Below are 23,355 nucleotides of genomic sequence, written 5' to 3' on the forward strand. Positions count from 1 at the left end.
CAAGATCAAGATCAAGATCAAGATCAAGATCAAGATCAAGATCAAGATCAAGATCAAGATCAGCAGAGTTGCTATTGAGCCGTGGGCACAGCGATATATTGATTGGCCCCTCGCCGAAGATACCAACGAAAGGGCCATGGAGAGAAAGGGAACTTACGGTGAAATAGGATCACTCGCCGGGAATGTTTCATCCAGCGCATTATCAACAGAACTTTCCTTCGGCTGGGTCAGCTCGCCACATTTGCAGTCGGCCATACGACAAGGCTCGCCATCACGATGGCCCATCGCGCAGGCCTCGCAGCAATAGGCCTTGCCATCCTGGACTACGGCATTGGCATCCACAGTGCAGGAACAGTGGTTGCAAGAACAGCGTTGCTCGTTCATCACGGCTCTCTCCTGTCGTCATCGGGCACCACGTCATCGCTCCACGGCTCGCCGTCCAGCGGCGCAGAACGGGCCAGCTCGGCCTCGTCCAGGCCGTTGCCGCCACCGATCTCGTGGGCCTCCACCTGACGCAGGGTCTTGTCCGCCGGGCCACCTGCCGTGCCGGGCTCATCCGAGTCCCAGGCATCAGTTTCATCGAACAGCGTATCGGGGCTCAGGTCATCGAGAGTGACATTGTCCTCGTGCAGGCTGTCGGTCAGGGTCTCGCCGCCGGTCATGCCGCTTTGCGCGACACGCCGCGGCGGGTAGTCCTCGGCGATCTCCCGCGCCGGGCGCTGGTCGCCGACGCGCCCCTGGCGTTCATCGCGGCGCTCGCTGAAATCCAATTCGTGGACACTGCCCATGCGGTCCTCGGTGTCGTCGATCTCAATCTGCGGTCTTGGGTCATCGGGTCTAGACATGAACGTTCTCCGTCAGTGGGTTTCACACGGTCGACTGCCCCCACGAAGAAATGATTCAGAGTTTCTTCCAAGCCACCGCCCCGCGCTTTTTTTGAACTCCGCACCGCGCCGCCATCTCCCAATCTTGAGACCCGCGAACCGTCCCGGAGCACGCCATGGCCAAGCCCCTGCAGGAGTACCAGCGCAAGCGCGACTTCGACGCCACACCCGAGCCAGCGGGCCAACGCGCCCGCCCCCGCTCGGCCCATGCGCTGCAGTACTGCATCCAGAAGCACGACGCCAGCCACCTGCACTACGACTTCCGCCTGGAACTCGACGGCACCCTCAAGAGCTGGGCGATCCCCAAGGGGCCCTCCCTCGACCCCAAGGTCCGCCGCCTGGCGGTGCACGTGGAAGATCACCCGTTGGACTACGCCGATTTCGAAGGACGTATCCCCGAAGGGCACTACGGTGCGGGCGACGTGATTGTCTGGGACCGAGGTGTCTGGGAACCCGAAGGCGACCCGCGCGAAGCCTATGCCAAGGGCAAGCTGCGTTTTCGCCTGCAGGGCGAGAAGCTGTCGGGGGTGTGGAATCTGTTTCGCACTCACCTGGCCGGCAAGAAAGAGCAGTGGATGCTGGTCAAATCCCATGACGGGCAGGCACGCAAAGAAACCGACTACAGCATCGTCGAAGCCCTGCCAGACAGCGTGCTGAGCGAGCGTACGCTGCCGCCACGGCGCCCCGCCAAGACGAGCACCGCCACACGCAAGCCCAAGGCCGGCCGCAAAGCCCTGCCGAAAGTGCTGCAGCCGCAACTGGCTACCTTGGTCGACTCCCCACCCAGCGGCGACTGGCGCTATGAAGTCAAGTTCGATGGCTACCGGATTCTGGCCCGCATCGACGGCGACGACGTACGTCTGTTCACCCGCAATGGCCACGACTGGAGCGCCAAGATGCCCCGTCAGATCGAGGCACTCCGCGCCCTGGGGCTCGACGCAGCATGGCTGGACGGCGAGATGGTAGTGGTCGGCGACAACGGTGCGGCCGACTTCCAGGCCTTGCAAAATGCATTCGACACCGCGCACGACGAACGCATCACCTATTACCTGTTCGACTTGCCCTGGCTGGGAAGCGAAGACCTGCGCGACTTACCGCTACAGGCGCGTCGCGCCACCCTGGCCAAGCTGCTGGACGGCAACGCTTCGCCGCTGCTCAGGTATTCCGCCGATTTCAAGGAATCGGTCGACTCGCTGCTCGACAGTGCATGCCGGCTGGAACTCGAGGGGCTGATTGGCAAGCGTGCCGACAGCCCTTATGTGTGCCGGCGCAGCAGTGACTGGATCAAGCTCAAGTGCAAGCAGCGCCAGGAGTTCGTGATTGTCGGCTACACCGACCCCAAGGGCAGCCGCCACGGCTTCGGCGCCCTGCTGCTGGCCCTGCATGACCACGACAGCGGCCAGTTGCGCTATGCCGGCAAGGTCGGCACCGGCTTCAGCGCCGCCACCCTGGACAGCATCCTCGCCCGCCTGAAACCGCTGCAGACCGCCAAACCACCCTTGCCCAACCCTCCCGTTGGTGCCGAAGCCCGCAACGTGCATTGGCTCAAGCCACAGCTGCTGGCCGAAGTCGCCTATGCCCAGATGACCCGCGAAGGCATCGTGCGCCACGCGGTGTTCCACGGCCTGCGCGACGACAAACCCGCCACCGCCATCGACCTGGAGCAGGCAGCACAGACAGAACCCAAGGCCCTGGGCAGCCTGCGCCTGACCCACCCCGACCGTGTGGCCGACGCAACCACCGGTGCCACCAAGCGCCAGGTCGCACAGTATTACGCTCAAGTCGCCGACTGGTTGCTGCCACAGCTGAAGGATCGGCCTGTCGCCCTGGTTCGGGCACCGGATGGCCTGGCCGGCGAGCTGTTCTTCCAGAAAAACCCCGGCCAGCTGCATATCCCCCACGTGCTCAGCTACAGCAAGGCCCAGGCCGGCCAGACGGCCATGGTGCTCAACCGCGTCGACAGCCTGCTGGGCGCGGTGCAGATGAACTCGCTGGAACTGCACACCTGGAATGCCACCACCAAGGACTTCGACAAGCCCGACCGCTTCGTGCTCGACCTGGACCCCGATCCCGCGCTGCCCTGGAAAGCCATGCTGGAGGCCACCCAACTGACCCTTACCCTGCTCGATGAGTTGGGCCTGAAGGTCTTTCTCAAGACCAGCGGCGGCAAAGGCATGCACCTCGTGGTGCCGCTGACCCGGCGCGCGGGGTGGGACGAGGTCAAGGACTTCAGCCATGCCTTGGTCAAACACATGGCCGGGCTGTTCCCCGATCGCCTCAGCGCGGTGTCCGGCCCGAAGCATCGGATCGGACGGATCTTCATCGACTACCTGCGTAACGGTAAGGGCGCCACCACCGTCGCCGCCTACTCGCTGCGGGCCCGCGAGGGCCTGCCGGTATCGGTGCCGATCTGGCGGGAAGAACTGAGCCAGCTCAAGGGTGCCAACCAATGGCACATCGGCAACCTGCAGGCACGGCTGGCCGAGGTGGACGATCCGTGGGCCGAAATGGCCAGAACCCGTCAGTCGATTACCGTACGTATGCGCAAGCAACTGGGGATCGACTGATGGAACCATGGCTGAACCTGCGTGACTGGAAGAAGAACACCCAAGGAGCGCCTAGCCAATGAGCATCGTCCAGGACTTCGACCTGAGCAACCTCGACCGCCTGTTGCGCCGCTTCGGCACGCGACCGCGGGCCATCGACCTCGATACCCTGCTGCTGGAGCTACTGCATGCGCTGCAAGCCGATCACCTCGACCGGCTCCCCCTGCCAGGCCAGGGGCGAACACTTGACCGCTGGCGGGCCCTGGCACGGGTCGCCGGTTGCGATCTCAGTCTGGCCAAACTCTATGAAGGCCATACCGACGCCTTGGCCATCCTTGCCGAATGCGGCGCTGCTCATCATGCCGGCGAAGGGATCTGGGGCGTGTGGGCTGCCGAGCCACCGGATGCCCGCACCCGCATCGTCGCCCAGGATGGCGAGCGGGTTCGCCTGCAAGGCCGCAAAGCCTGGTGTTCGGGGGTTTTGCAGATCGATCGGGCGCTCGTGACCGCCTGGGAAGGCGACCAGCCACAGTTGGTGGCCATCGAACTGTCCCATCCCAGCCAGCGTATCGAGGTCGATAACTGGCAGGCCGTTGGCATGGCCAGCACCACCAGTGTCACCCTCGAGTTCGACAATTCGCCGGGGCTGGCCATCGGCACGCCCGGCCAATACCTGGCCCGCCCGGGATTCTGGCAGGGCGGCGCGGGCATCGCCGCCTGTTGGTATGGCGCAGCGCAAGCCCTGGCGCAATACCTGCGCGAACACTGCCGCAAACCCCGCCCCGACCCACACGCCGATGCCCATCTGGGCGCGGTCGATGCGGCGTTGTTCGGGGCCCGTGCCGCCCTGCGCGAATGCGCCGCCTGGATCGACCAGCACCCTCGCGACGACGCCAGTTTGCAAGTGCGCCGCACCCGCGCCCAGGTCGAGCAAGCGGTCGAGCAGGTCATCCATCATGTCGGTCGGGCGCTCGGCGCCACACCGTTCTGCCGCAGCGGCCATTTCGCCCGGCTCAGTGCCGACCTGCCGGTATACCTGCGCCAAAGCCACGCAGAGCGCGACCTGGCCGAGCTGGGCCAGCAACTGACCGGCTCGCCGGCAAGCGTATGGCAACTATGAGCCAGAACCTGATACAGACCGCCACCGGCACGCCATGGAGCGCCTGGCAGCAATCCACTCAGCTGGCCCGCGCCACCTGGCTGACGCCCGACCGGCTATGCCCGCCCGGCAGAAGGCTGGTGCTGCTGGCGCCGCATCCGGACGACGAGATCCTCATGGCCGGCGGCCTGTTGGCCAGCTTCCAAGGCCGTGAACAGGACGTGCTGTTGATTTCTGCCAGCAATGGCGAGGGCAGCCATCCGCATTCCTCGCAGTGGACCGAGCGTCGCCTGCGTCATCAGCGTCCGCTGGAAAGCCGGCATGCCTTGCAGCTGCTGGGCCTGGACCTCAACCGCCTCGATTGGCGACGGCTCAACCTCAAAGATGGCGCCCTGCCCCATGATGAAGCCTTCCTAGTCACCCACCTGGCGCAATTGCTCCAGCCCGACGACCTGCTGCTGACCACCTGGCGCGGCGACGGGCACTGCGATCATGAGGCGGCAGGACGTGCCTGTGCCCGGGCGGCCCAAGCGCGCCGTGTGCAACTGGCCGAAGTACCGGTGTGGGCCTGGCATTGGGCCGCCCCCGACGATCCGCGCCTGCCCTGGCCCCAGGCACACCGCCTGCAGCTGGACGCAGCGCGCCTGGCGCGCAAGCGCGAGGCTTTGGCCGCCCATGCCAGCCAGTTGCAACCCGATGGCGAGCGCCCTGCGGTGCTGCCGGAACAGCTCCAGGCCTGCCTGCTGCAACCCTTCGAGCTGATCTTCCTGTCAATGGAGCCAACATGAGCCTGGACGCACAGTACTTCGCCGACTTGTATGCTGGCAGCGATGACCCTTGGGCCTTTCGTACCCGCTGGTACGAGCGACGCAAGCGCGATCTGGCCCTGGCCAGCCTGCCGCGGCAATGTTATGAACGCGTATTCGAGCCGGCCTGCGCCAACGGCGAGCTGAGCGTCCTGCTGGCCGAGCGCTGTGCCGAGCTGCTGTGCCAGGACCTCGACGCAACGGCCGTGGCCTTGGCCCGCCAGCGTCTTGCGGGCGTGGGCCATGCCCGCGTCGAACAGGGTCACCTGCCGGGCGACTGGCCGGGCGGGCAGTTCGACCTGATCGTGCTCAGCGAGATCGGCTATTACCTTGACCCCACCGACTGGCTGCAAGTGATCGAGCAATCGGTAGCCAGCCTGGCCCATGACGGCGGTCTGCTGGCCTGCCACTGGCGCCATCCCATTGCCGGCTGCCCGCAGGATGGCCGCGAGGTGCATGCCCTGCTGGCCAGGCACCTTCCGCTTTACCCGCTGCTGCGCCACGAGGAGACGGACTTCCTGCTCGAATACTGGTCGTGTCAGCCCAGCGTCGTGGACCTCGACGAGACCTGCCCATGATCGCCGTCATCATTCCTGCCCACAACGAAGCCCGTCGTCTTGGGCACTGCCTGGCCGCCGTCAAACGGGCGGTGGTGCAGGCCGAGGCAGCGAGCCTGGAGGTGGAGGTGCTGGTAGTGCTCGATCGCTGCGTCGACGCCAGTGCGCGCATCGCCCGTCATCATGGCGTGCATACCCTGCAGTTGGAGGCCGGCAACGTCGGCATCGCCCGGCGCCTGGGCGCGGCATGGATGATCGAGCGCGGCGCCCAGTGGCTGGCCTTCACCGATGCCGACAGCCGTGTGCCAGGGCACTGGCTGGTGTCACAGCTGCAATGGCATGCGGATGCGGTATGCGGCACGGTGCATATCGAGCGCTGGCAGCCCTGGCAGAATGCCGCTTTGCGCCAGCTCTACCTCAGCCGCTACCAGGCCCGGGATGGGCACCGGCATATCCATGGCGCCAACCTGGGGGTATGCGCCAAGGCCTATGAACGCGTCGGCGGTTTCCAGCCCTTGCCGGCCCACGAGGATGTGCAGCTGGTGCTGGCCCTCGAGGCCAGCGGTGCACAGATCGTCTGGACGGCGGCGCACAGCGTGGCCACCAGCAGCCGGCGGGACAGCCGCGCACGCCAGGGCTTCGGGGATTACCTGAGGGGGCTGGAAGGCCAGCTACCGTAGTGATTGTGCAATTGGCTATGACGCTTTGCGCGGTCGCTTGGCCGCCGGTTTCTTCACCTTGGTCTTGCCGCCGAGGCTGCGCTTGAGCAGCTCGGTGAGGTCGATGATGTCCGCCCCCTTCTCGGCCGTCGTGCCCTCGCCTTTGTCCACGGTCGCGATCTTGCCCTTGCTGGCCTTCTCCTCCACCAGGTCGAGGATGGTCTGGCGAAACGCATCATGGTACTCGTCAGGCGTCCATGCCCCGCTCATGTCTTCCACCAGGCGCCGGGCCATGTCCAGCTCACGCTTGTCGACCTTGCTTTGGGTCACGCTGTTGTCCAGCTCCAGCGTCTGGAGCCCACGCACCTCCTCGGGCCAGCGCAGGGTGATCAACACCAGGGCATCCTCCAGCGGGCGCAGCAGCGCCAGGTGCTGGCGGGTGTGCAGCACCACGGTGGCCAGGGCCACCTTGCCGGTGCTGTGCAGGGTCTCGCGCAGCAAGGCATAAACCTTGCCGCCACGGCGGTCGGGGCTCAGGTAGTAAGGCGTGTCGAACTGCTGCAGCGGGATGTCGCTGGCGTCGACGAACGAAAAGATATCGATGGTTTGGGTCGCCTCGGGCCTGGCCTTGCGAATTTCCTCCTCGCTGATCACCACGTAACGACCCTTTTCGTACTCCACGCCCTTGACGATGTGTTCTTTGTCGATTTCCTTGCCGGTGATCTTGTTCACCCGCTTGTAGCCAACCGGCTCCATGCTGCGCTTGTCCAGCCAGTCGAAATCCACACGTTCGCTGCGCACTGCGGTGTTGAGCGAGACGGGGATGTGCACGAGGCCGAAGCTGATCGCGCCTTTCCAGATTGCCCGGGCCATGGTCGGCTCCTACGTTTCGAAGGGTTGGCCGGCGAGTTCACACACCAGCAGGCTGCGCCACTGGCAGCCACGCAACAGGCAGACAAGTTTCATCAGCCACCTCCCTGGCCCTGGGACGTCCAGGCCCTTATTGAAACTGACTGCACGGCGCCGCGAAGGTTTATCCGGATTACTCAGGGCAACGAGTTGCCACCGGTCACGCCGAACACTGCGCCGGTGATCTAACTCGACTCTTGGGTGGCCAGCAGTTCCACCGGTAATCGGCAAGGCTTGACTCTACCGTTAGGGGCAGACTTTACCCTTGGCACTTCATTGTCTGGAGTTCGTCATGAAGAGCAAACGCATGCTCGTAATCCTCGGCCACCCTTCGAATGACAGCTTTTGCGGAGCGGTGACCGAACGTTATGTCGAGGCCGCCACGCAAGCAGGCCATGAGGTACGTCTGCTGCGCCTGGACACCCTGGAGTTCGATCCGGTCCTGCACGATGGCTATAACCAGATCCAGTTGCTTGAGCCCGATTTGATCGACGCACAAAACGACATTACCTGGGCCGAACACCTGACATTGGTGTACCCGATCTGGTGGGGCGGCATTCCGGCGTTGCTCAAGGGGTTCTTCGACCGCGTGTTTCTGCCTGGTTTTGCCTTCAGGTACCGCAAGGGCTCACCCTTCCCGGACAAGCTGCTCAAGGGCCGCACGGCTCACCTTCTGGTGACCATGGACACGCCGCCGTGGTACTACCGCTGGGTGTATCGCATGCCGGGCCTGCACCAAATGCGCAAGACCACCCTGGAGTTCTGCGGCATAAAACCGCTGAAAACCTTGACCTTCGGTCCGGTACTGGGCTCCAAGCCGGAACAGCGTGAAGCCTGGCTCAAGCAAGTCCAGGCGGTCGCCAGCCGCTGATCGGCCCCGGTTGGGCCGTGCCCCTGCGCTGCCCAGCCAAGTCTCCCTCCCGTGACACCTTGTCCAACCACGCTTCCCGCCCCCTGACGCTCGTGCAAAGATGTCGCGCGCCTGCACGAGCGCACGACATCTTTTCGCTTCTGATGCGTCAAAAAAGGGACTTTCATGTACATCGGCAAAGCCGCCCAACTGTCGGGCACCACCGTCAAAAGCATTCGACATTACGAAGAAATCGGCCTGTTGCCACCTCCGCAACGCGAAGGCAAATACCGCATCTACAGCCAGCAAAGCGTCGAGCTGCTGACCTTCATCAAATGCGCCCAGCAACTCGGTTTCAAACTCAAGGAAATGCAGGCCATTCTGCAGGATCATCGCGGCCAGGAGCTGCCCTGGGATCTGGCCATGCAGGCCATCGATAACAAAAAGCAGGAATTGATGGGGCAGATCCAGGCCTTGCAGCAAGTGCATGACGGCCTGGTCGAGTTTGAGCTGAGCCTCAAGGATGCGCAGATGCAATGCCAGATCGAGCATCTGGAAAAAGCCCGCTGAATCCGCACCGCCGCCCCTGAACGGCCATGGCGCCCCGTGCCCTTTGCAGCACGCAGGCGCCCCGGCGATTTAGCCTGGCACGCCCTCAGCCGTACACCGTCACCGACGTGGTCAGCAACGTCAGCATGCCGAGGATGCCCAGGCGGACTGACTTGAGCCAGAGCATCATCATCAAGGTCACCGCCAGCAACGCCAGCGAGAAGCTCAACACCTGACCCTGGGTGATTTCCTGCAACACCCCGGTCCAGATGTACGGCGTGCCGGCATGGGTGACTTGCAGGTTGGCCGGTTTGTTGATGAGCAGCCAGGCGTCCAGTTTGTCGAGCATCGCCTGGTAATCGCCCGCCACGGAGGACGTCATGGTGAACAACGTCACCGCCTTCGAGTAATCGGCATTGAGCACGTTCTGCAAGTCGGTGCCACCACCGTTCTCGAACATCATGATGTGTTGTTCGATGAGTGAATTTTCGACAAACCGGGTGGCGTCGCCGAACACCGCTACTGCGTGATCCAGCACGCTGGTTTTCGGCAAGGTGCAACCGTACTGCCGGCCCAGCTGGAAGCTCAGGTCGACGATGTCCAGCGAGTCGGCGCTGAGGTCGTCAACGATACTGCTGTGCTCTGCCACGTCGCCCATTTCCATCACCAACAACTGCGCAAGGATCTCCCGTGTACTGTTGATAACGCTGTCCAATTCCAATGGATTGTTCATTGACTGTTTCCCTACAAAAGCCGCATTGAAGGAAGTCATCGGGCCAAAAAAGCTGTTTTCAGGCCAAATCTGTCGAGGGCCGGGAGTCTAAAGTCTTTCCTTAAGGGGAGAGTCAACTTGCCATCATTGCTTTTAAGAGAAATCCCGACGAGCCCTTAAACCCTTGGTTTAAGCACTTCAATGGTGTTTGCACAGGGAGTGTAAATTGACAAAATCGATGGCTTGAAACAGCACGGTAGTTCCAGATTTGCCGCCCGAAAAAAGTGCACATCGAGAGCGCTAACACTTACTTGGCGTGAGAAGAGATCCAGCACTACCTCTGGGCAACGCCATATGCTGACCCGTACCGATTCGCCGATCGCCTGATCGTCCGCAATGCAACTCATTGCTCAAGCGGGCAGCACAACACCGCGCTCCTCGAAATATCGGTTCAATGTGGACGCATCCGCCTCAGGATCAGCCAGCGCGACATAGGTGTCAGGCCGCAACAGATAAGCAGCATTTCTGGCAACGCCGGCTTTCTCGTACGCCGGCTGCCAAGCGAAAACATGCAGGGCAATGCCGTGCTGCGTGCACCATTGGGCCAGGTCTGCCTTGGCCTCACCGTAAACCTGCACTTGCCACTCGATGGCTGTCAGTGAGTCGTAGTTGTCCGCCGTACCCCCAGGCAGCCAAGGCAGGCGATCACCACCCTGAACCTCACCTGTCTTGCCTTGGCTCAGCGGGCTGTCGCGGTAATCAAGGGTGGTTTGCGAAACCACGCGGAACAGGTACTCACGCACGCTCGCACGCTTGTACGCAACGCTGGCGAAGATCGGTGCGATGCGCGTGCGCACAAAGTCAGCCAACCCGCCCTGGGCGGTAACGAAGGTGAACAGCTTGTCAGTGGTCTCTACCAGCGAGCGGGCAAATGCCTGGCGTTCAATCTGGTAGCTGTCGAGCAAGGCCTCGGGCGCCTTGCCTTTGACCACCGCTGCCAACTTCCACGCCAGGTTGATCGCGTCCAGAATGCCGGTGTTCATGCCCTGCCCGCCTGCCGGGCTGTGGACATGCGCAGCATCGCCGAGCAAAAAAGCCCTGCCACGGCGGAAATGGTCCGTGACTCGATGATGAACTCGGTAAGTGGAAAACCAGTTCACCTCGCTGATCTTGAGGTTCAAGCCGTTGATGGCATCGTGGCCAACGTCCGCGAACGTCAGCTGCTCGGGATGCTCGGCACGCTCGTCTCGCACGGTGCCAATCAGGCGGTATTGGTCCTTTTTGCCATAGCACAGGAGCAGCACAAAGTCGGACTGGTCAAAAGCGATGTGCGCCTCACCCGCAGGCTCGATGCCCGTTACCCTGACATCCGCCACATAGAAAAGCTGTTTGTAGGTGCCGCCTTCGAAAGCGCTGCCGATCTGATGACGAACGAGCGACCGAGCGCCGTCGCAGCCCGCCAGGTAAGCCGCGGTCAGGACCACTTCCTGCCCATCGGCCTGTTTCAGCATGGCCGTGACGTGGCTTTCACCCTCTTCGAAGCGCAGCAGTTCGGTCTGCCATTGCACGTCCACGCCGAGGGCATGGAGTTGCTGCACCAGCAGGCGCTCATGGCGATCCTGGGGATAGATCAACACGAAGGGGTATGCAGAAACCGCTCTGCCGGCATCGACCAAGGGGATGCGCGCTCTGTGGCTGCCTCGGGCCCACATGTTCATGGCAGGTGTTTTATAGCCGGCATCTATCACTGAATCGGCTATATCGAGCTGGCGATAAAGCTCTAGCGTGCGGGCTTGAACAGCCATGGCACGAGAAGCTTCGCCGGGCCCACTGCTCTTGTCGACGATCGTTACGCCGACGCCTTGCTTGGTGAGCCAAAGAGCAAGCACCAGCCCGGTCGGGCCGGCCCCAACAATAAGAACGTCGGTTTGCGCCGCCATGATCTCACCTCGAAAATAAGTGGCCACAGAGTCATGAATGTTCTCGAGCGCACTCAAAGTCAACGATTCATAGGCCGCGCGTAACAAGGCGGATATGAAGCGCGATTCAGCCATGGACCACGATGACACTTGACCCTGAAGTGGCTATAGCCCTCACGCTGGTAGCACGTTCGTTACTATCGGGAATTCATCATGGAAAACCGCATCCCGCCGCCGCTGGTGGCTGTTTTGTTCGGCCTGGTGGCGTGGCTCTGTGCTCGGAACCTGCCGGGTACCCTGGAGCTGGCTATCGAATGGCGGGTCGGTCTGGCTTTGGTGGTGTTGCTGGCAGGTATTGCTACGTGTTTGGCCGGTGTAATTTCCTTTCGCCACGCACGTACCACGGTCAATCCGCTGAGGCCCGAAACCGCTTCGGTTCTGGTCCGCTCGGGCGTCTACAGATATACACGCAACCCCATGTACCTGGGCTTCGCCGCAGCCCTGGTAGCCTGGTCGATCTTTCTTGCGTGGCCGCCGGCGCTGCTGAGCGTGCTGGGCTTCGTGATCTATATGAACCGCCTCCAGATCGGCCCAGAGGAGCGAGCCCTTGCGAACATTTTCGCAAGTGAGTTCACGCAATACTGCAGCCAAGTCAGACGCTGGCTCTAGATGGGAATGCTACGCCACCACTGCATCGGTAATTTTTTTTGACACCCCGTATACCGCTCAGTATCGTCCTTGCTCCCTCCTTTGCGGCTACCTCTGCCGTGCACCGCCCAGGCGTTAACTCGCGAAGCGGTCATACAGGTTGCCGACACTTATACGGGCGCTATCGACGAGCGCGCCTCATTTCCGCTATCAGGTGTTAAGGCTGATTCCATGATCATTCGTCAGGCTATCCATGCCGACCACCCACAACTGCTCAACATCTGGCTGCGCTCTGTTCGCGCCACTCATCACTTCCTGCAAGCGTCCGATATCGAGGCATTGCTACCTCAGCTTCGGGATGTCTACCTGCCCGCCGTTGAATTATGGGTTGCGGTGAATGCCGAGGACTGTCCGCTGGGCTTTATCGGGCTCAATGAAAACCACGTAGAAATGCTCTTCATCGAACCCGATCTGCGCGGCAAAGGTATTGGCCGCGCGCTGCTGGATCATGCCCGCAATTCGCGCAATCAGCTGAGTGTTGACGTGAACGAGCAGAACCCCGAAGCGGTAGGGTTCTATGTGCATTACGGGTTTGTTCAGACAGGTCGTTCGCCACTGGATGGCGAGGGGCGCCCCTTCCCTTTGCTGCACATGAGCCTGCATCACTAGCCCAATAATCCCATCGACCCCAAATGCCTGTTGACTAAACACAGCCGCCTTGCGCACTATCCCGATGCACCTCTTGGCAACGGATCAACCATGATTCTCAACACTGACCACATGCTGACTGCCATGGGCCTCTACGCCCAGGCATGCGCATGCGTGTCCGTTGCCAAGAAATCCAAGAAACAGTCGCTCATTTGACCGGGGCGCTGTCCCGTCAGATGAGCTGACAGGACAGATAGCGCCAGGTCTCCCCCGCTTGATTCCCATCCCCTCCTCTGACGTCGACTAATCGGTCTGCCTGAGGAGTAATGCATGTCTAATTTGCGCGGTATCTGGGTTGCACTGGTCACACCTTTCCGTTCGGGGCAAGTCGATTTCGACGCCCTTCAGGGCTTGGCCAAGAAGCTCCTTAATGAAGGTGTAAGAGGCCTGGTGGTATGCGGTACCACGGGCGAAGCTGCAGCAATGAGCAAAGATGAACAGCTCGAGGCGCTGAATGCCGTGCTTGAAGTCGCCCAGCCAGGCCAAGTGATCATGGGGCTCTCGGGCAACAACCTGCAGGAAGTCCTGGCGTTCCAGCAGAAAATCCAGCGCCACGACATCGCTGGCGTGCTTGTCCCAGCGCCCTACTACATCCGCCCATCTCAACAAGGCATCGAATCCTACTTCCAGGCCGTGGCTGATGCATCGTCAGTGCCCGTGGTGGTCTACGACATTCCGTATCGGACGGGTGTGAGGATCGAGCGCGAGACACTACGACGGATCGTGCGTCACTCGAACATTGCCGCGGTGAAAGACTGCGGTGGCGATATCGAAACAACGATGGCACTGATCAACGACGGCCATGCTCAGATGCTAACCGGCGAGGATATCCAGATATTCACCAATCTCGCCCTGGGAGGTGCCGGCGCCATCTCGGCATCAGCTCACATCCATGCTGAACTCTACGTTCAACTGGTGCGCCACATGGACGAAGGCGACGTTGGTGCAGCTCGCTCGGTCTTCTATCGGCTTCTGCCCTGGATTCAGTCGGCATTTGCGGAGCCGAACCCCGCCATGGTGAAGGCAGCGCTCTCTGTTCAAGGGCTCATCGCCAATGAACTTCGTGAGCCCATGCAACCCTGCAGCGCACTGGCCATGGAACGGCTCCGGTCAGTCCTGCCGTCGATAACGCTATAAGCGAACTCGGACGGTGGCTTTCGCCGAGCCACCTCCAGGTATCCGCATTGCCATGAGCGATGGAGACGGTCGCAACCGGTCGCGTAAACCGAGCATTCGCAACGCGTATGCGGCTGCTCGGTTGCAATGCCAACACGTCTCAGGTCGAGCCGCGCGCTACACCGGTAACTCAGTCGTCAACTTGACCTTCTCCATGGGCACTTCGGTCTTGACGTTCTGCACCACATCCAGGCTGGTCAGATGGGCCACCTGGAACCGCCGGTAGGCTTCCAGATCCGCCGCCACCACCCGTAGCAACAGGTCGCAGTCGCCCGCCATCACATGGCACTCCACCACCTCGGGCAGCTGGCGCACCGCGTTGATGAAGGTGTCGGTGGTTTCCTGGTCCTGGCGCTTGAGCCACACCCGCACGAACAGGGTCAGGCCCAATGCTACCTTGGCCGGGTCCACCAGCGCCACGTAGCGCTCGATGACCCCCGCGTCCTCCAGCAGCCGCACCCGCCGCAGGCACGGCGACGGGGACAACCCCACTTGCTTGGCCAGCTCCTGGTTCTGCAGGCGCCCGTCCCGCTGCAGGGCACGCAGGATGCGGCGGTCGATGGCATCAAGCTTGATTGGCATTGAAAACCTCAAATCGAGTGTTATTGGTAGCAGATGCCAAATCCTCAGTGAGCCCTTGCAATTACGCAAGCCTATTTCAACAGCAGATTGGAATAATTCTCCTCCACTGGAGGTGACCATGAATACCCTTGAATCCACCCTGAACGATCCCACCGCCCCCAACAGCGAACTGCGCCGTGGCGCCGTGGCCGCCCTGCCGATGCTGCTGGGCTTCATCCCGTTTGCCCTGGTACTCGGCGCACAGGCGTCGCATCACCAGCTCAATGCTGCTGAGGTTGCGTTGATGACTGGACTGAACTTCGGTGGCGGTTCGGAGTTCGCCGCCATCGAACTGTGGACCTCGCCCCCGGCGATACTGGTGATCGTCGCCATGACCCTGCTGGTCAACAGCCGCCACCTGCTGATGGGCGCCACCCTGGCGCCCTACCTGCGCCACCTGCCCCTGAAGCAAGCGCTTGGCGCACTGTTTTTCATGTGCGACGAGAGCTGGGCCATGGGCCTGGCCGATGCCCGTCGGCGCAATGGCTTCAGCCTGCGCTACTACATGGGCGTGTCGCTGTGCCTGTGGGCCACCTGGGTAACCTTCACTACCCTGGGGGCGCTGGTCGGGCCGCTGCTGGGCGACCTGCGCAGCTATGGCTTCGACATGGCTTTCGCCGCCGTTTTCCTGGTACTGCTCAAGGGCATGTGGAAAGGCGTGCACGCCGCCCTGCCCTGGCTGTTCAGCCTGGTAACCGCCGCGCTGTTCCACCTGTTGATCCCCAGCGGCTGGTACGTCCTCGCGGGCACCGTGGCAGGCCTGGTCAGCGCCTACCTGTGGGCCAAGCCATGATCGACATCACTACCCTGGCCACGATCCTCGGCATGGCCCTGGTCACTTACCTGACACGCGCACTGGGCTTTTTGCTGTTGCGCAATCGCGTCATGGGGCCGCAACTCACTCAAGTGCTCAGCGCCGCACCGGGCTGTGTGCTGATCGCGGTGATCGCGCCCAAATTCGTCAGCGGCGACCCCGCCGACTCGATCGCTCTGGCCCTGACCCTGCTTGCCGCCACGCGTTACTCCATCCTGCCGGTGGTGCTGTTCGCCATCGTTGTCACCGGTGCGTTGCGTGCGGTGCTGCATTGATGCCGGCAGCGCTAAGCCAACTGCGCCAGCGCTTCCTCCACCTTGATGACCATTCGATTGCCGCGGGCAACAGGCAGGCGCCATACGGCGATATCGACACCCAGGGGGACGGCCCGGGCAATCGGCATGATCAGCTCGCCACAGTCGAGGTAGCGCTGCACCAAGCTCTGCCGCCCGATCAGCACACCTGCGCCCAGCAGCGCCTGCTGCACGGCGATGGAGTACAGCGAGAACCCTGGCCCCTGGGCCACGAATGGGACATCGGGCATGACCGCACCAGCCCACGCCGCCCAATCGCTCCAGCCGACATCGGCGATGCAGCGCGTGTCGCACAGATCTTCGGGGCGCTCGATACCAGCGGCCAGGGCCGGGACACACACCGGGACCACCGCTTCACTGCACAGCACGCGTTGCCCGTGCCCAGGCTTGTCGGTGTAGAACAGGCACAGGTCATAAGGGCTGCGCTTGAGGTTGGGTGGCTCGTCCACCGCCGTGACCGAGATCTCGATGGGCGCCAGCAGCTCGGTCAGGCGCGGCAGGCGCGGGCCGATCCACAACTGCGCCAAGGCAGGTGATGTGACGATATGCACCCGCTGCGGCGCAGCCAGCCGGCGCAGGGTACGCGCGGCTTCTTCCACCGCATCGAAGGCCTCGGTGAACTGGGCCTTCACGCTTTCGCCCAGCGGCGTGAGCCTGACGCCTTTGGCGTGGCGTTCGAACAGCACGGCACCGTACTGGGCCTCGAGTGTCTTGACCAACGCGGCGATGGCACCCGGGCTGACTTTCAGCTCATCGGCCGCGCGGGCAAAGCCCCCCAGCCGGGCGGAGGCTTCGAAGGCGCGCAGTGCATTGAGCTGCAGGGTATGGCGGGTTGGCGCGTGCAACGGCATGGTGTGAGCCCTAGTTTTTTTAGGCCTAATATTCCATAAATCTGCCGTTGCCAGCAATTCTGGCGCGCATTAACGTGACCTCCACAGGCCTGCCAAAGCCCTATCGGCGCTGGCCTGCAGCGATCCCGGCCGCAGCTTGCCGGGCCATTTCAGAAGGCACTCCAATGCAACCATCCAACAGGGCCCAAGCCTTCATGCAGGGCGCCCGCGCAGTCCTGCCGCTGACCACCGGGATCGTGCCGTTTGGCCTGATCACCGGGGTCACGGCGATCAACATGGGCCTGTCGCCAAGTGAGGCCATGGGCATGACCCTGCTGTTCTACTCGGGCTCGGCGCAGATGGCCGTGCTGCAATTGATGCAGAACGGCGCCTTGCCCATCACCATGGTGGTCACCGCGCTGGTGATCAACCTGCGCTTTCTGATGTACAGCGCCTCGCTGGCGCCGCACTTCAGCAACCTGCCACGCCAGCGCCGCTGGTCGATGGCCTACCTGCTTTCGGATCAATCCTTCGCCCTGTGCACCCTCAGGCTCAACGCCCGCGAGGGCCTGGGCCGGTTCGCCTTCGAGTACTACCTCGGCACCGCTATGGTCATGTGGCTGGGTTGGAACCTCGCCGTGCTGGTGGGCGTGGCGGTGGGCTCCGGCATACCGCCGACCTGGTCGCTGGGGTTCGCCATCCCGTTGTCGTTCCTGGCGCTGCTGGTGCCCGCCATACGTAACCGGGCGATGCTCGGGGCGGCAACGGTGGGCGGGGTGCTGGCGGTACTGGCCATCGACATGCCCTACAACCTGGGGATGCTGGTGGCCGCGCTCGGCGGCATCCTTGCAGGGCTGGCGCTGGAGCAGCTTGGCATGGCTCAGGCCGTGGAACAGCACGCCGACCAGGAGGCCTCATGAGTCAGGCATGGCAATGGATCACGTTCCTGCTGGCGGGCCTGGGCACCTTCGCCCTGCGCCTGTCGTTCATCGAGTACTACCGCAGCCTGCGCATATCACCGTGGTTCCGGCGGGCGCTGGCCTATGTGCCGGCGAGCGTGCTGGCGGCGCTGGTGCTGCCGGCGGTGGTGTATCAGGACCGGCATGCGGCGTTCGACTGGAGCAACCCGCAGATACCCGCGGCGATACTGGCCGGCGTGGTGGCCTGGCGCACGCGCAGTACTCTGTTGACACTGGGGGTTGGGATGGGGGTGTTGTGGGCGTTGAAGTATTGGGGGATGTGACAGGCGTTGGGGCGTGATGCCCTAGGATCAGAGGGCGCTCCGGAAAGCCGATGAATACAGCCTCAAACAATCATTAACTACAGAGTGTTTATGCCCGCCTTGAACGTGTAGGTCTTTTGCTACATGCCTTCAAGAATGCTCCTTCCTGCGCGCGAGACACCTTCTGACTTCTTCCTGAATACCGCCTCGGTATGGTTTCCCTCCTGCATTTTCAGGTCGCCCGACCGAGGCCATTGCACTGCACAGCCCCCCTTGTGGGAGCGGGCTTGCCCCGCGATGCGTAGCCACCAGGCGACCTCCTTTCCAGCAAGGAGCGCCAAACCAAATGGCAACCACCCCCGGCAAGGCCAGCCCTTCAGGCAAGGGCATTTTACAAGTAGCGATCACACCACTCGCCGAAATCCAGGCCAAGGACGTCGGCCGTGGCGCCGCAGTGTTCGACGCCTGGCTGCGGGAAGTCAGTGCCGGCCATGCCACCCTTGAGCGCCTCAAGACCGTCGCCGGCAATGTGCCAGTGGCGGGCAACAGCATCGCCCTGATCGAAGCACTGGGCGCTATCGCTACCCTGGCCCGCAGCAAGGTGCCCGACCCGCTCGACTGCGCCACCTTTGCCCTCAATCTGATCGCCTTGGTCACCTCGCCCGCCGGTGAGGCGCCGGCACGCATGAGCTTGCGGCCGATGCTGTTGCTCGTGCGCCAGGAGGGTAAGCAGGTGCTCGACGATGCGTCGGTCGAACTGCTGGCCGGCCACCTCAACGCCGATATCGTCGGCAGCCTCGATAATTTCGTCAGCCAGGCCACCGGCAAACTCAAGGGCATCCTCGCCGAGGCCGCCACCCTCGGCGAGCAGATCATCCTCGACATTGCCAGTGGCCTGGCCACCCTGGCCGAAGGCGTCGGCCCAAAACACGCCCGTCCGACATCCGCCACGAGCAGCGCGCTGATTCACAACCCGCTGGCCACGCTCGACAACTACCTGGCCGGTGCCTTCAGCGCCTACAAGCACGCTGGCAAGGGCATGACCAACGTCAGCCCCACCCTCAGCCCTACGGCCAAGGCCGAACTGCTAGCCCACAGCGCGCACCTGCGCACCTTGGCGCCACTGATATGCGGCATGATCCTCAAGCTGGGCGACGCTGGCAGTCCCGGTTCCATCGAGGCCCTGAGTCAGACCCTGGCCAGCAGCGTCAAGCAGTGGCGCCAACGCAACCCGCAACAGGTGGCGGCCAACATCAAGCCCGGCGGCACCAGCAAGGCCCGCCACCAGCTGGCCGAAGGCAAGCTGGAAACCCAGAAAGAGCAGGCGCCCGCGTCCCAGGCCCCCAACCCGTGCAAGAACGGCGCCCCGGCCAACACCTGCAACAGCATCAACTTTGCCCTGGGCAGCGAGACCCTGCAGCACACCGATTTCAGCCTGCCCGGCCCGTTCCCGATCACCTGGACCCGCACCTACCACTCGCGCCTGGCCGCCCTCGACAGCGCCAGCCTCGGCGCCCGCTGGATCACCGCGTTCACCACCTGCATCGATGTGCAGGACGATGGCTTGCTGCTGCACGATATCGATGGCCGCAGCCACGCCTACCCGCTGCCCAAGGTTGGCAAAACCCATTACGACGCGATCGAGTACCGTGGCCTGACCCGCACCACCGACACCCAGCTCATCCTGTCGCGCGGGCAGGAGCGCCACGAGACCTACGAGCGCGTTGGCGAGCGTTTCCACCTGGTGCATATCGTCATGCGCAACGGCGTCGGCGCGATGCTGCACTACGAGCACAGCCACAACGGCCGCCCGGTGCTGTCGGACATCAACACCTACGCCGACAACGACCCGTCCAAAGTCCACCTGCAACTGGGCACGCTGCTCGATGACCACGGCCATATCCAGGGCCTGTGGCAGGTGGTCGACGGCAAGCCGCTGCGCCAGCTGTGCGCCTACCACTATGACGATCAAGGCGACCTGATCGCCGCCCAGGACGAGCACGGCGCCGCCTGGCGCTACCAGTACCAGCACCACCTGATCACCCGCTACACCGACCGCACCGAGCGCGGCCTGAACCTGGAATGGGACGGCAACGGCCCGCACGCCCGGGCGATCCGCGAATGGGCCGACGATGGCAGCTTCGAAACCCGCCTGGCGTGGGACGCGCACATCCGCCTGACCACCGTGACTGACGCCTACGGCGGCCAGACTCGCCACTACTACGACGCCGAAGGCTACACCTACCGCATCCAGCACGCTGACCAGCGCTCGGAGTGGCTGTTCCGCGACGCCCGCAAGAACGTGATCCGCCACCTGCACGCCGACGGCAGCCAGGATCGCTACACCTACGATGAACGCAGCAACCGCCTGCAGCACATCCGCGCCGACCACACGGTGGTGCACTACGCCTACGACGACAAGGACCAGCTGATCAAGATCAGCGATGCCGAAGGCGGCCTGTGGCTGCGCGACTACGACGATGCCGGCAACCTGGTCGAAACGGTCGACCCGCTGGGCAACAAGACCGAATTTGCCTACACCTCGACGGGATTGTTGAAGGCGATCAAGGACGCCAACGGCAACGAGAAGAAGCTGGCGTACAACGACGCCGGGCAACTGCTCGAATACACCGACTGCTCCGGCAAGACCAGTAAATGGGAGTACGACGAACTGGGGCGCCTGGTGCAGGCCAGCAATGCGATGGATGAGAAGACTCAGTTCGCGTACGACGCCGGTCAGTTGGCCAGGATCACCCACCCCGACACGAGCGAAGAACGCTTCCACTACGATGCCGAAGGCCGGCTGCTGGCCCATGTCGATGCGCTGGACCGGTCTACTACCTGGAGCTATACCCATGCTGGGTTGCCAAGTGAGCGTGTTGATGCAGCGGGGTACACGTTGCGCTACCACTGGGACAAGCTAGGTCGACTGGTCTGCCTGGACAACCAGAACGGAAGTAGAGCGGCGTTCTGCTACGACCTGGTCGGACGTTTGTCGCAGGAAACCGGTTTCGACGGTTTGGCTAGGCACTATCGGTATGACGTGCATACCGGGCGGCTGGCGTTCACGCAGGTTGGCCAGCGTCGCGTAACCATGCGTTTCGATCGCATGGGCCGACTGGTCGAACGTACGGCCAGCCTGAGTGAACATGTGGAGTCGGAACATTATGCCTACAACGGTAATGGCCAACTGCTCCAGGCCCGCAATGCCGTTAGCATGTTGCAATGGTTCCATGACGAAGCCGGCAACATGGTCCGCGAGCACCAGCATTATCTGGTCTGGCAGCATGAGTACGATGCGTTGAACCAGCGTGTGGCAACCATCCGGCCCGATGGCCATAAGGTCAGTTGGTTGACTTACGGTAGCGGCCATGTCGCCGGCATGACGCTCGATCATCACGAAATGCTCGCCTTCGAGCGTGACGACCTGCACCGCGAAATTGTTCGCCATCAAGGCAACAAACTCATGCACAAGCAGCAGTGGACTCCGCGGGGAAGGCCGCAAGAGCAATTGATTGGCGGTGCCGATGGCGAATCTGTCCTGCTCAAACGGGAGTATCAGTACGACACGGTCGGCCAACTGACCGGTATTCGCGATACGCGTCGTGGGCAATTGGCTTATCAATACGACCCGCTTGGCCGGCTGCTGCAGGCCGCCAGCCGTTTAGGCGTTGAAACTTTCGCGTTCGATCCCGCGGGCAACCTCATTGACAAAGCCCAACAACTCAATCGCCCTCTGGAAGAAAAGGCCAGGCATGGGAAGCTGATGGACAACCGCTTGCGCGAATACGGCGGTGTCCATTTCAAATACGACGAGCGCGGCAACCTGATTCACCGGCTGCAAGAGGGCAAGCATGCTCATCTGACCTGGGACTTGTTCGATCGCCTGACGCACTACAACGATGACCGGCTCAAGGTCGACTACAGCTATGACGCGCTGGGGCGCAGGTTGCACAAGCATTCCGTTGCCCATTACTGGGATAGGCCTGAAGCCGGTACTGGCTGGAACCAGATGCAGCGAGCCAAACGACAGCGCGAGTTGAAATGCGGCTTCACGCTGTTCGGCTGGGATGGCAACGCGCTTGCCTGGGAGAGCTCCCCGCCACGTGACGACGGTGATACCGGCAGGACCGTGCACTACCTGTATCTGCCAGGCAGTTTTGTGCCGGTGGCCCAGGCTGTGCGCAATACGCCTATTCGCTTGCATCGACAACCTGATTGGAGTGGGCGGGAATATGACTTCGAGCAGGACCCGTTGTGGCATACGGAGGTGAAGCCGATGGGGTTCGACAATATTTTTTGGTATCACTGCGATCATCTTGGGACGCCGATGGAAATGACAGACGAAGATGGCAGTATCGTCTGGTCTGCTAAATACAAAGCTTTTGGTGTGTATTTTACCTCGAAGGAATCTTTCGGAATTATAAATCCGCTTCGTTTTCAAGGGCAGTATCATGACCCTGAAAGCGGATTGCATTACAATAGATTTCGCTATTATGATCCTGGTATGGGACGCTATATATCGGAGGATCCAATTGGTTATGAGGGAGGACTGCATGCTTATAGTTACGTAGGTGCGAGCCCGGTGACTCATGTTGATCCCATGGGCTTGGCTCGCTGGGACTGGAATGGAATTGGTGATACCTCAGTGTGTGCATATTATGACTCTCGAGCTTGCGAGACCACGGGGGATTTAAGCAGTTATTATAAGACAGCGGGAAAAATTTGTCGCGGCCAGCGGGCGGACGTTAATGTTGTGCTGACGGCTGGAATTACTAATGCTTGGATTTATAAATATACATCTGAATCTGAGTCAGGGGTTTATGATTCCATTAGGCAAAGCTTGATATCGAGTGATAAGGCTGAAGTGGCTGCGCATGGTGTCAATGGGGTAACTGGAAATGCTATTGATGCTTATCATGATAAAGCGTTCGATGGCGCAGGACTGGCGACGAGATTTTACGGTGGCAATATATGGTTCCAAGGCATTTCACCAAATCCAGTACCCTTTGATCGGGATGGAAAATTTGGTTTTGATCCTCGAAGGATGTTACCGACCGGGGACTCTACGCAATCTTTGGGGTGCTCAAAAAATTAATGGCCTTGGGCTAAGCGGAGATGGAAGTGGGTCTTTTATTTAAGGTGATACTGGCGCTGCCATTATTTTTGGTTTATGTGTTTTTTATTTTGGCGGCCGTTCATGCTGGAGCGACCTCTCCAATTGAATTTATTCGCCATGCCATTCTCGTTGGTGGGCTGGCGCCGTTGTGTGCGTGGTTGGGAGTGATGTTTTTTGCTGAAGATAAAATCCTGCCTAAGGCGATTATGGCAGCACTGGGCTTGACGGCTTACCACTATTATTTGTTCGCGGTTTCGGCGCATTACGATGGATTCATGTATTGGGGGGTCCAGTTTGTTGAGTTGTTGGCTTTGTTCGCATTTGTAAGGTTTATCCGCAAGGGGTCTAATTGATTAAGGTGGTCTAATCGATATCGTTAAGAGAGGGCGGGGTGCTAGATCCTGGCGCGAAGC

Annotated in this window: 22 protein-coding genes and 3 pseudogenes; 16 read left to right on the forward strand and 9 right to left on the reverse strand. The window is 61.7% G+C overall.

Annotated features, from left to right (window positions below; all coding sequences use genetic code 11):
• Positions 1 to 153 precede the first annotated feature (153 nt).
• Together ACQ4N9_RS21480 and ACQ4N9_RS21485 are read right to left on the reverse strand one after the other, a co-directional pair.
• Positions 154 to 384 carry a metallothionein gene (locus ACQ4N9_RS21480; protein WP_390969973.1) on the reverse strand — a complete coding sequence of 77 codons (231 nt, stop codon included), beginning with the start codon at positions 382 to 384 and terminating at the stop codon, positions 154 to 156.
• The gene (locus tag ACQ4N9_RS21485) at positions 384 to 845 is read right to left on the reverse strand and encodes a phosphotransferase system, HPr-related protein (RefSeq protein ID WP_390969971.1); all 462 of its coding nucleotides are present in this window, start codon (positions 843 to 845) and stop codon (positions 384 to 386) included. The genes ACQ4N9_RS21480 and ACQ4N9_RS21485 overlap by 1 nt, the downstream gene beginning before the upstream one ends.
• A 155-nt stretch (positions 846 to 1,000) precedes the next feature.
• Here ACQ4N9_RS21485 and ligD point away from each other — a divergent pair, with 155 nt between their 5' ends.
• From ligD to ACQ4N9_RS21510, 5 genes are read left to right on the forward strand one after another with little or no spacing between them, the layout of a single operon-like run.
• Positions 1,001 to 3,451, forward strand: a complete 2,451-nt coding sequence (gene ligD / locus ACQ4N9_RS21490) for a DNA ligase D (protein WP_390969969.1) — start codon at positions 1,001 to 1,003, stop codon at positions 3,449 to 3,451.
• A gap of 58 nt (positions 3,452 to 3,509) precedes the next feature.
• Positions 3,510 to 4,550 carry an acyl-CoA dehydrogenase gene (locus tag ACQ4N9_RS21495; protein WP_390969967.1) on the forward strand — a complete coding sequence of 347 codons (1,041 nt, stop codon included), beginning with the start codon at positions 3,510 to 3,512 and terminating at the stop codon, positions 4,548 to 4,550.
• Entirely contained in the window at positions 4,547 to 5,317 is a 771-nt protein-coding gene (locus ACQ4N9_RS21500) for a PIG-L deacetylase family protein (protein ID WP_390969987.1), read from the forward strand. Before ACQ4N9_RS21495 ends, ACQ4N9_RS21500 begins: the two co-directional genes overlap by 4 nt.
• Positions 5,314 to 5,913, forward strand: a complete 600-nt coding sequence (locus ACQ4N9_RS21505; protein ID WP_390969965.1) for a class I SAM-dependent methyltransferase — start codon at positions 5,314 to 5,316, stop codon at positions 5,911 to 5,913. The genes ACQ4N9_RS21500 and ACQ4N9_RS21505 overlap by 4 nt, the downstream gene beginning before the upstream one ends.
• Positions 5,910 to 6,572, forward strand: coding sequence for a glycosyltransferase (locus ACQ4N9_RS21510; RefSeq protein ID WP_390969963.1), 663 nt, complete (start codon positions 5,910 to 5,912; stop codon positions 6,570 to 6,572). The genes ACQ4N9_RS21505 and ACQ4N9_RS21510 overlap by 4 nt, the downstream gene beginning before the upstream one ends.
• 15 nt (positions 6,573 to 6,587) lie before the next feature.
• Here the strand turns inward: ACQ4N9_RS21510 and ACQ4N9_RS21515 are convergent, their stop codons facing one another.
• Both ACQ4N9_RS21515 and ACQ4N9_RS21520 read right to left on the reverse strand, forming a co-directional pair.
• Positions 6,588 to 7,424, reverse strand: a complete 837-nt coding sequence (locus tag ACQ4N9_RS21515; protein ID WP_390969961.1) for a Ku protein — start codon at positions 7,422 to 7,424, stop codon at positions 6,588 to 6,590.
• Positions 7,425 to 7,451: 27 nt separating this feature from the next.
• A pseudogene (locus ACQ4N9_RS21520) lies at positions 7,452 to 7,517 on the reverse strand (PSPA7_2676 family Cys-rich small protein); the annotation flags it as partial.
• A 235-nt stretch (positions 7,518 to 7,752) separates the two neighbouring features.
• On the opposite strand from ACQ4N9_RS21520, the gene ACQ4N9_RS21525 reads away from it, so the two are divergent.
• Together ACQ4N9_RS21525 and ACQ4N9_RS21530 are read left to right on the forward strand one after the other, a co-directional pair.
• A complete protein-coding gene (locus ACQ4N9_RS21525; RefSeq protein WP_390969959.1) occupies positions 7,753 to 8,331 on the forward strand; it encodes an NAD(P)H-dependent oxidoreductase in 579 nt (192 codons plus the stop codon).
• A 165-nt stretch (positions 8,332 to 8,496) separates the two neighbouring features.
• On the forward strand, positions 8,497 to 8,880 hold the full coding sequence (locus ACQ4N9_RS21530; RefSeq protein WP_390969957.1) for a MerR family transcriptional regulator: 384 nt from the start codon (positions 8,497 to 8,499) through the stop codon (positions 8,878 to 8,880).
• 88 nt (positions 8,881 to 8,968) lie between these two features.
• Here the strand turns inward: ACQ4N9_RS21530 and ACQ4N9_RS21535 are convergent.
• From ACQ4N9_RS21535 to ACQ4N9_RS21545, 3 genes and pseudogenes are all read right to left on the reverse strand, one after another.
• Positions 8,969 to 9,346, reverse strand: a pseudogene (locus tag ACQ4N9_RS21535) (transporter); the annotation flags it as partial.
• A pseudogene (locus ACQ4N9_RS21540) lies at positions 9,329 to 9,592 on the reverse strand (acyl carrier protein); the annotation flags it as partial. The pseudogenes ACQ4N9_RS21540 and ACQ4N9_RS21535, both read right to left, overlap by 18 nt.
• 389 nt (positions 9,593 to 9,981) lie before the next feature.
• Positions 9,982 to 11,511, reverse strand: a complete 1,530-nt coding sequence (locus ACQ4N9_RS21545; protein WP_390969985.1) for an FAD-dependent oxidoreductase — start codon at positions 11,509 to 11,511, stop codon at positions 9,982 to 9,984.
• A gap of 192 nt (positions 11,512 to 11,703) precedes the next feature.
• On the opposite strand from ACQ4N9_RS21545, the gene ACQ4N9_RS21550 reads away from it, so the two are divergent.
• The 3 genes from ACQ4N9_RS21550 to dapA all read left to right on the forward strand — a co-directional run bounded on the left by ACQ4N9_RS21550 (position 11,704) and on the right by dapA (position 13,983).
• Positions 11,704 to 12,159 carry a methyltransferase family protein gene (locus ACQ4N9_RS21550; RefSeq protein ID WP_390969955.1) on the forward strand — a complete coding sequence of 152 codons (456 nt, stop codon included), beginning with the start codon at positions 11,704 to 11,706 and terminating at the stop codon, positions 12,157 to 12,159.
• Positions 12,160 to 12,369: 210 nt separating this feature from the next.
• Positions 12,370 to 12,807, forward strand: a complete 438-nt coding sequence (locus ACQ4N9_RS21555; protein ID WP_390969954.1) for an acetyltransferase — start codon at positions 12,370 to 12,372, stop codon at positions 12,805 to 12,807.
• Between the two features lie 309 nt (positions 12,808 to 13,116).
• The gene (dapA, locus tag ACQ4N9_RS21560) at positions 13,117 to 13,983 is read left to right on the forward strand and encodes a 4-hydroxy-tetrahydrodipicolinate synthase (protein ID WP_390969952.1); all 867 of its coding nucleotides are present in this window, start codon (positions 13,117 to 13,119) and stop codon (positions 13,981 to 13,983) included.
• 156 nt (positions 13,984 to 14,139) lie between these two features.
• Here the strand turns inward: dapA and ACQ4N9_RS21565 are convergent, their stop codons facing one another.
• Positions 14,140 to 14,604, reverse strand: a complete 465-nt coding sequence (locus tag ACQ4N9_RS21565) for an Lrp/AsnC family transcriptional regulator (protein WP_125858878.1) — start codon at positions 14,602 to 14,604, stop codon at positions 14,140 to 14,142.
• A gap of 118 nt (positions 14,605 to 14,722) precedes the next feature.
• Between ACQ4N9_RS21565 and ACQ4N9_RS21570 the strand changes: the two genes are divergently transcribed.
• Both ACQ4N9_RS21570 and ACQ4N9_RS21575 read left to right on the forward strand, forming a co-directional pair.
• Positions 14,723 to 15,436: an AzlC family ABC transporter permease gene (locus ACQ4N9_RS21570; RefSeq protein WP_390969950.1), complete on the forward strand. Its 714-nt coding sequence runs from the start codon at positions 14,723 to 14,725 to the stop codon at positions 15,434 to 15,436.
• Entirely contained in the window at positions 15,433 to 15,732 is a 300-nt protein-coding gene (locus ACQ4N9_RS21575) for an AzlD family protein (protein WP_125464332.1), read from the forward strand. The genes ACQ4N9_RS21570 and ACQ4N9_RS21575 overlap by 4 nt, the downstream gene beginning before the upstream one ends.
• A gap of 11 nt (positions 15,733 to 15,743) precedes the next feature.
• On the opposite strand, the gene ACQ4N9_RS21580 is transcribed toward ACQ4N9_RS21575, so the two are convergent.
• Positions 15,744 to 16,622, reverse strand: coding sequence for a LysR family transcriptional regulator (locus tag ACQ4N9_RS21580; protein ID WP_390969948.1), 879 nt, complete (start codon positions 16,620 to 16,622; stop codon positions 15,744 to 15,746).
• Between the two features lie 164 nt (positions 16,623 to 16,786).
• Here ACQ4N9_RS21580 and ACQ4N9_RS21585 point away from each other — a divergent pair, with 164 nt between their 5' ends.
• From ACQ4N9_RS21585 to ACQ4N9_RS21600, 4 genes are all read left to right on the forward strand, one after another.
• The gene (locus ACQ4N9_RS21585; RefSeq protein ID WP_390969946.1) at positions 16,787 to 17,521 is read left to right on the forward strand and encodes an AzlC family ABC transporter permease; all 735 of its coding nucleotides are present in this window, start codon (positions 16,787 to 16,789) and stop codon (positions 17,519 to 17,521) included.
• On the forward strand, positions 17,518 to 17,844 hold the full coding sequence (locus ACQ4N9_RS21590; protein WP_390969945.1) for an AzlD domain-containing protein: 327 nt from the start codon (positions 17,518 to 17,520) through the stop codon (positions 17,842 to 17,844). The genes ACQ4N9_RS21585 and ACQ4N9_RS21590 overlap by 4 nt, the downstream gene beginning before the upstream one ends.
• A gap of 325 nt (positions 17,845 to 18,169) precedes the next feature.
• Positions 18,170 to 22,921 carry an RHS repeat-associated core domain-containing protein gene (locus ACQ4N9_RS21595; RefSeq protein ID WP_430933679.1) on the forward strand — a complete coding sequence of 1,584 codons (4,752 nt, stop codon included), beginning with the start codon at positions 18,170 to 18,172 and terminating at the stop codon, positions 22,919 to 22,921.
• Between the two features lie 20 nt (positions 22,922 to 22,941).
• Complete coding sequence (locus ACQ4N9_RS21600; protein WP_390969941.1) at positions 22,942 to 23,295, forward strand: hypothetical protein; 354 nt, start codon at positions 22,942 to 22,944, stop codon at positions 23,293 to 23,295.
• Positions 23,296 to 23,355 lie beyond the last annotated feature (60 nt).

The organism is Pseudomonas sp. ES1, from assembly GCF_050586605.1.
In the GTDB taxonomy this organism is placed as follows: Bacteria; Pseudomonadota; Gammaproteobacteria; order Pseudomonadales; family Pseudomonadaceae; genus Aquipseudomonas; species Aquipseudomonas sichuanensis.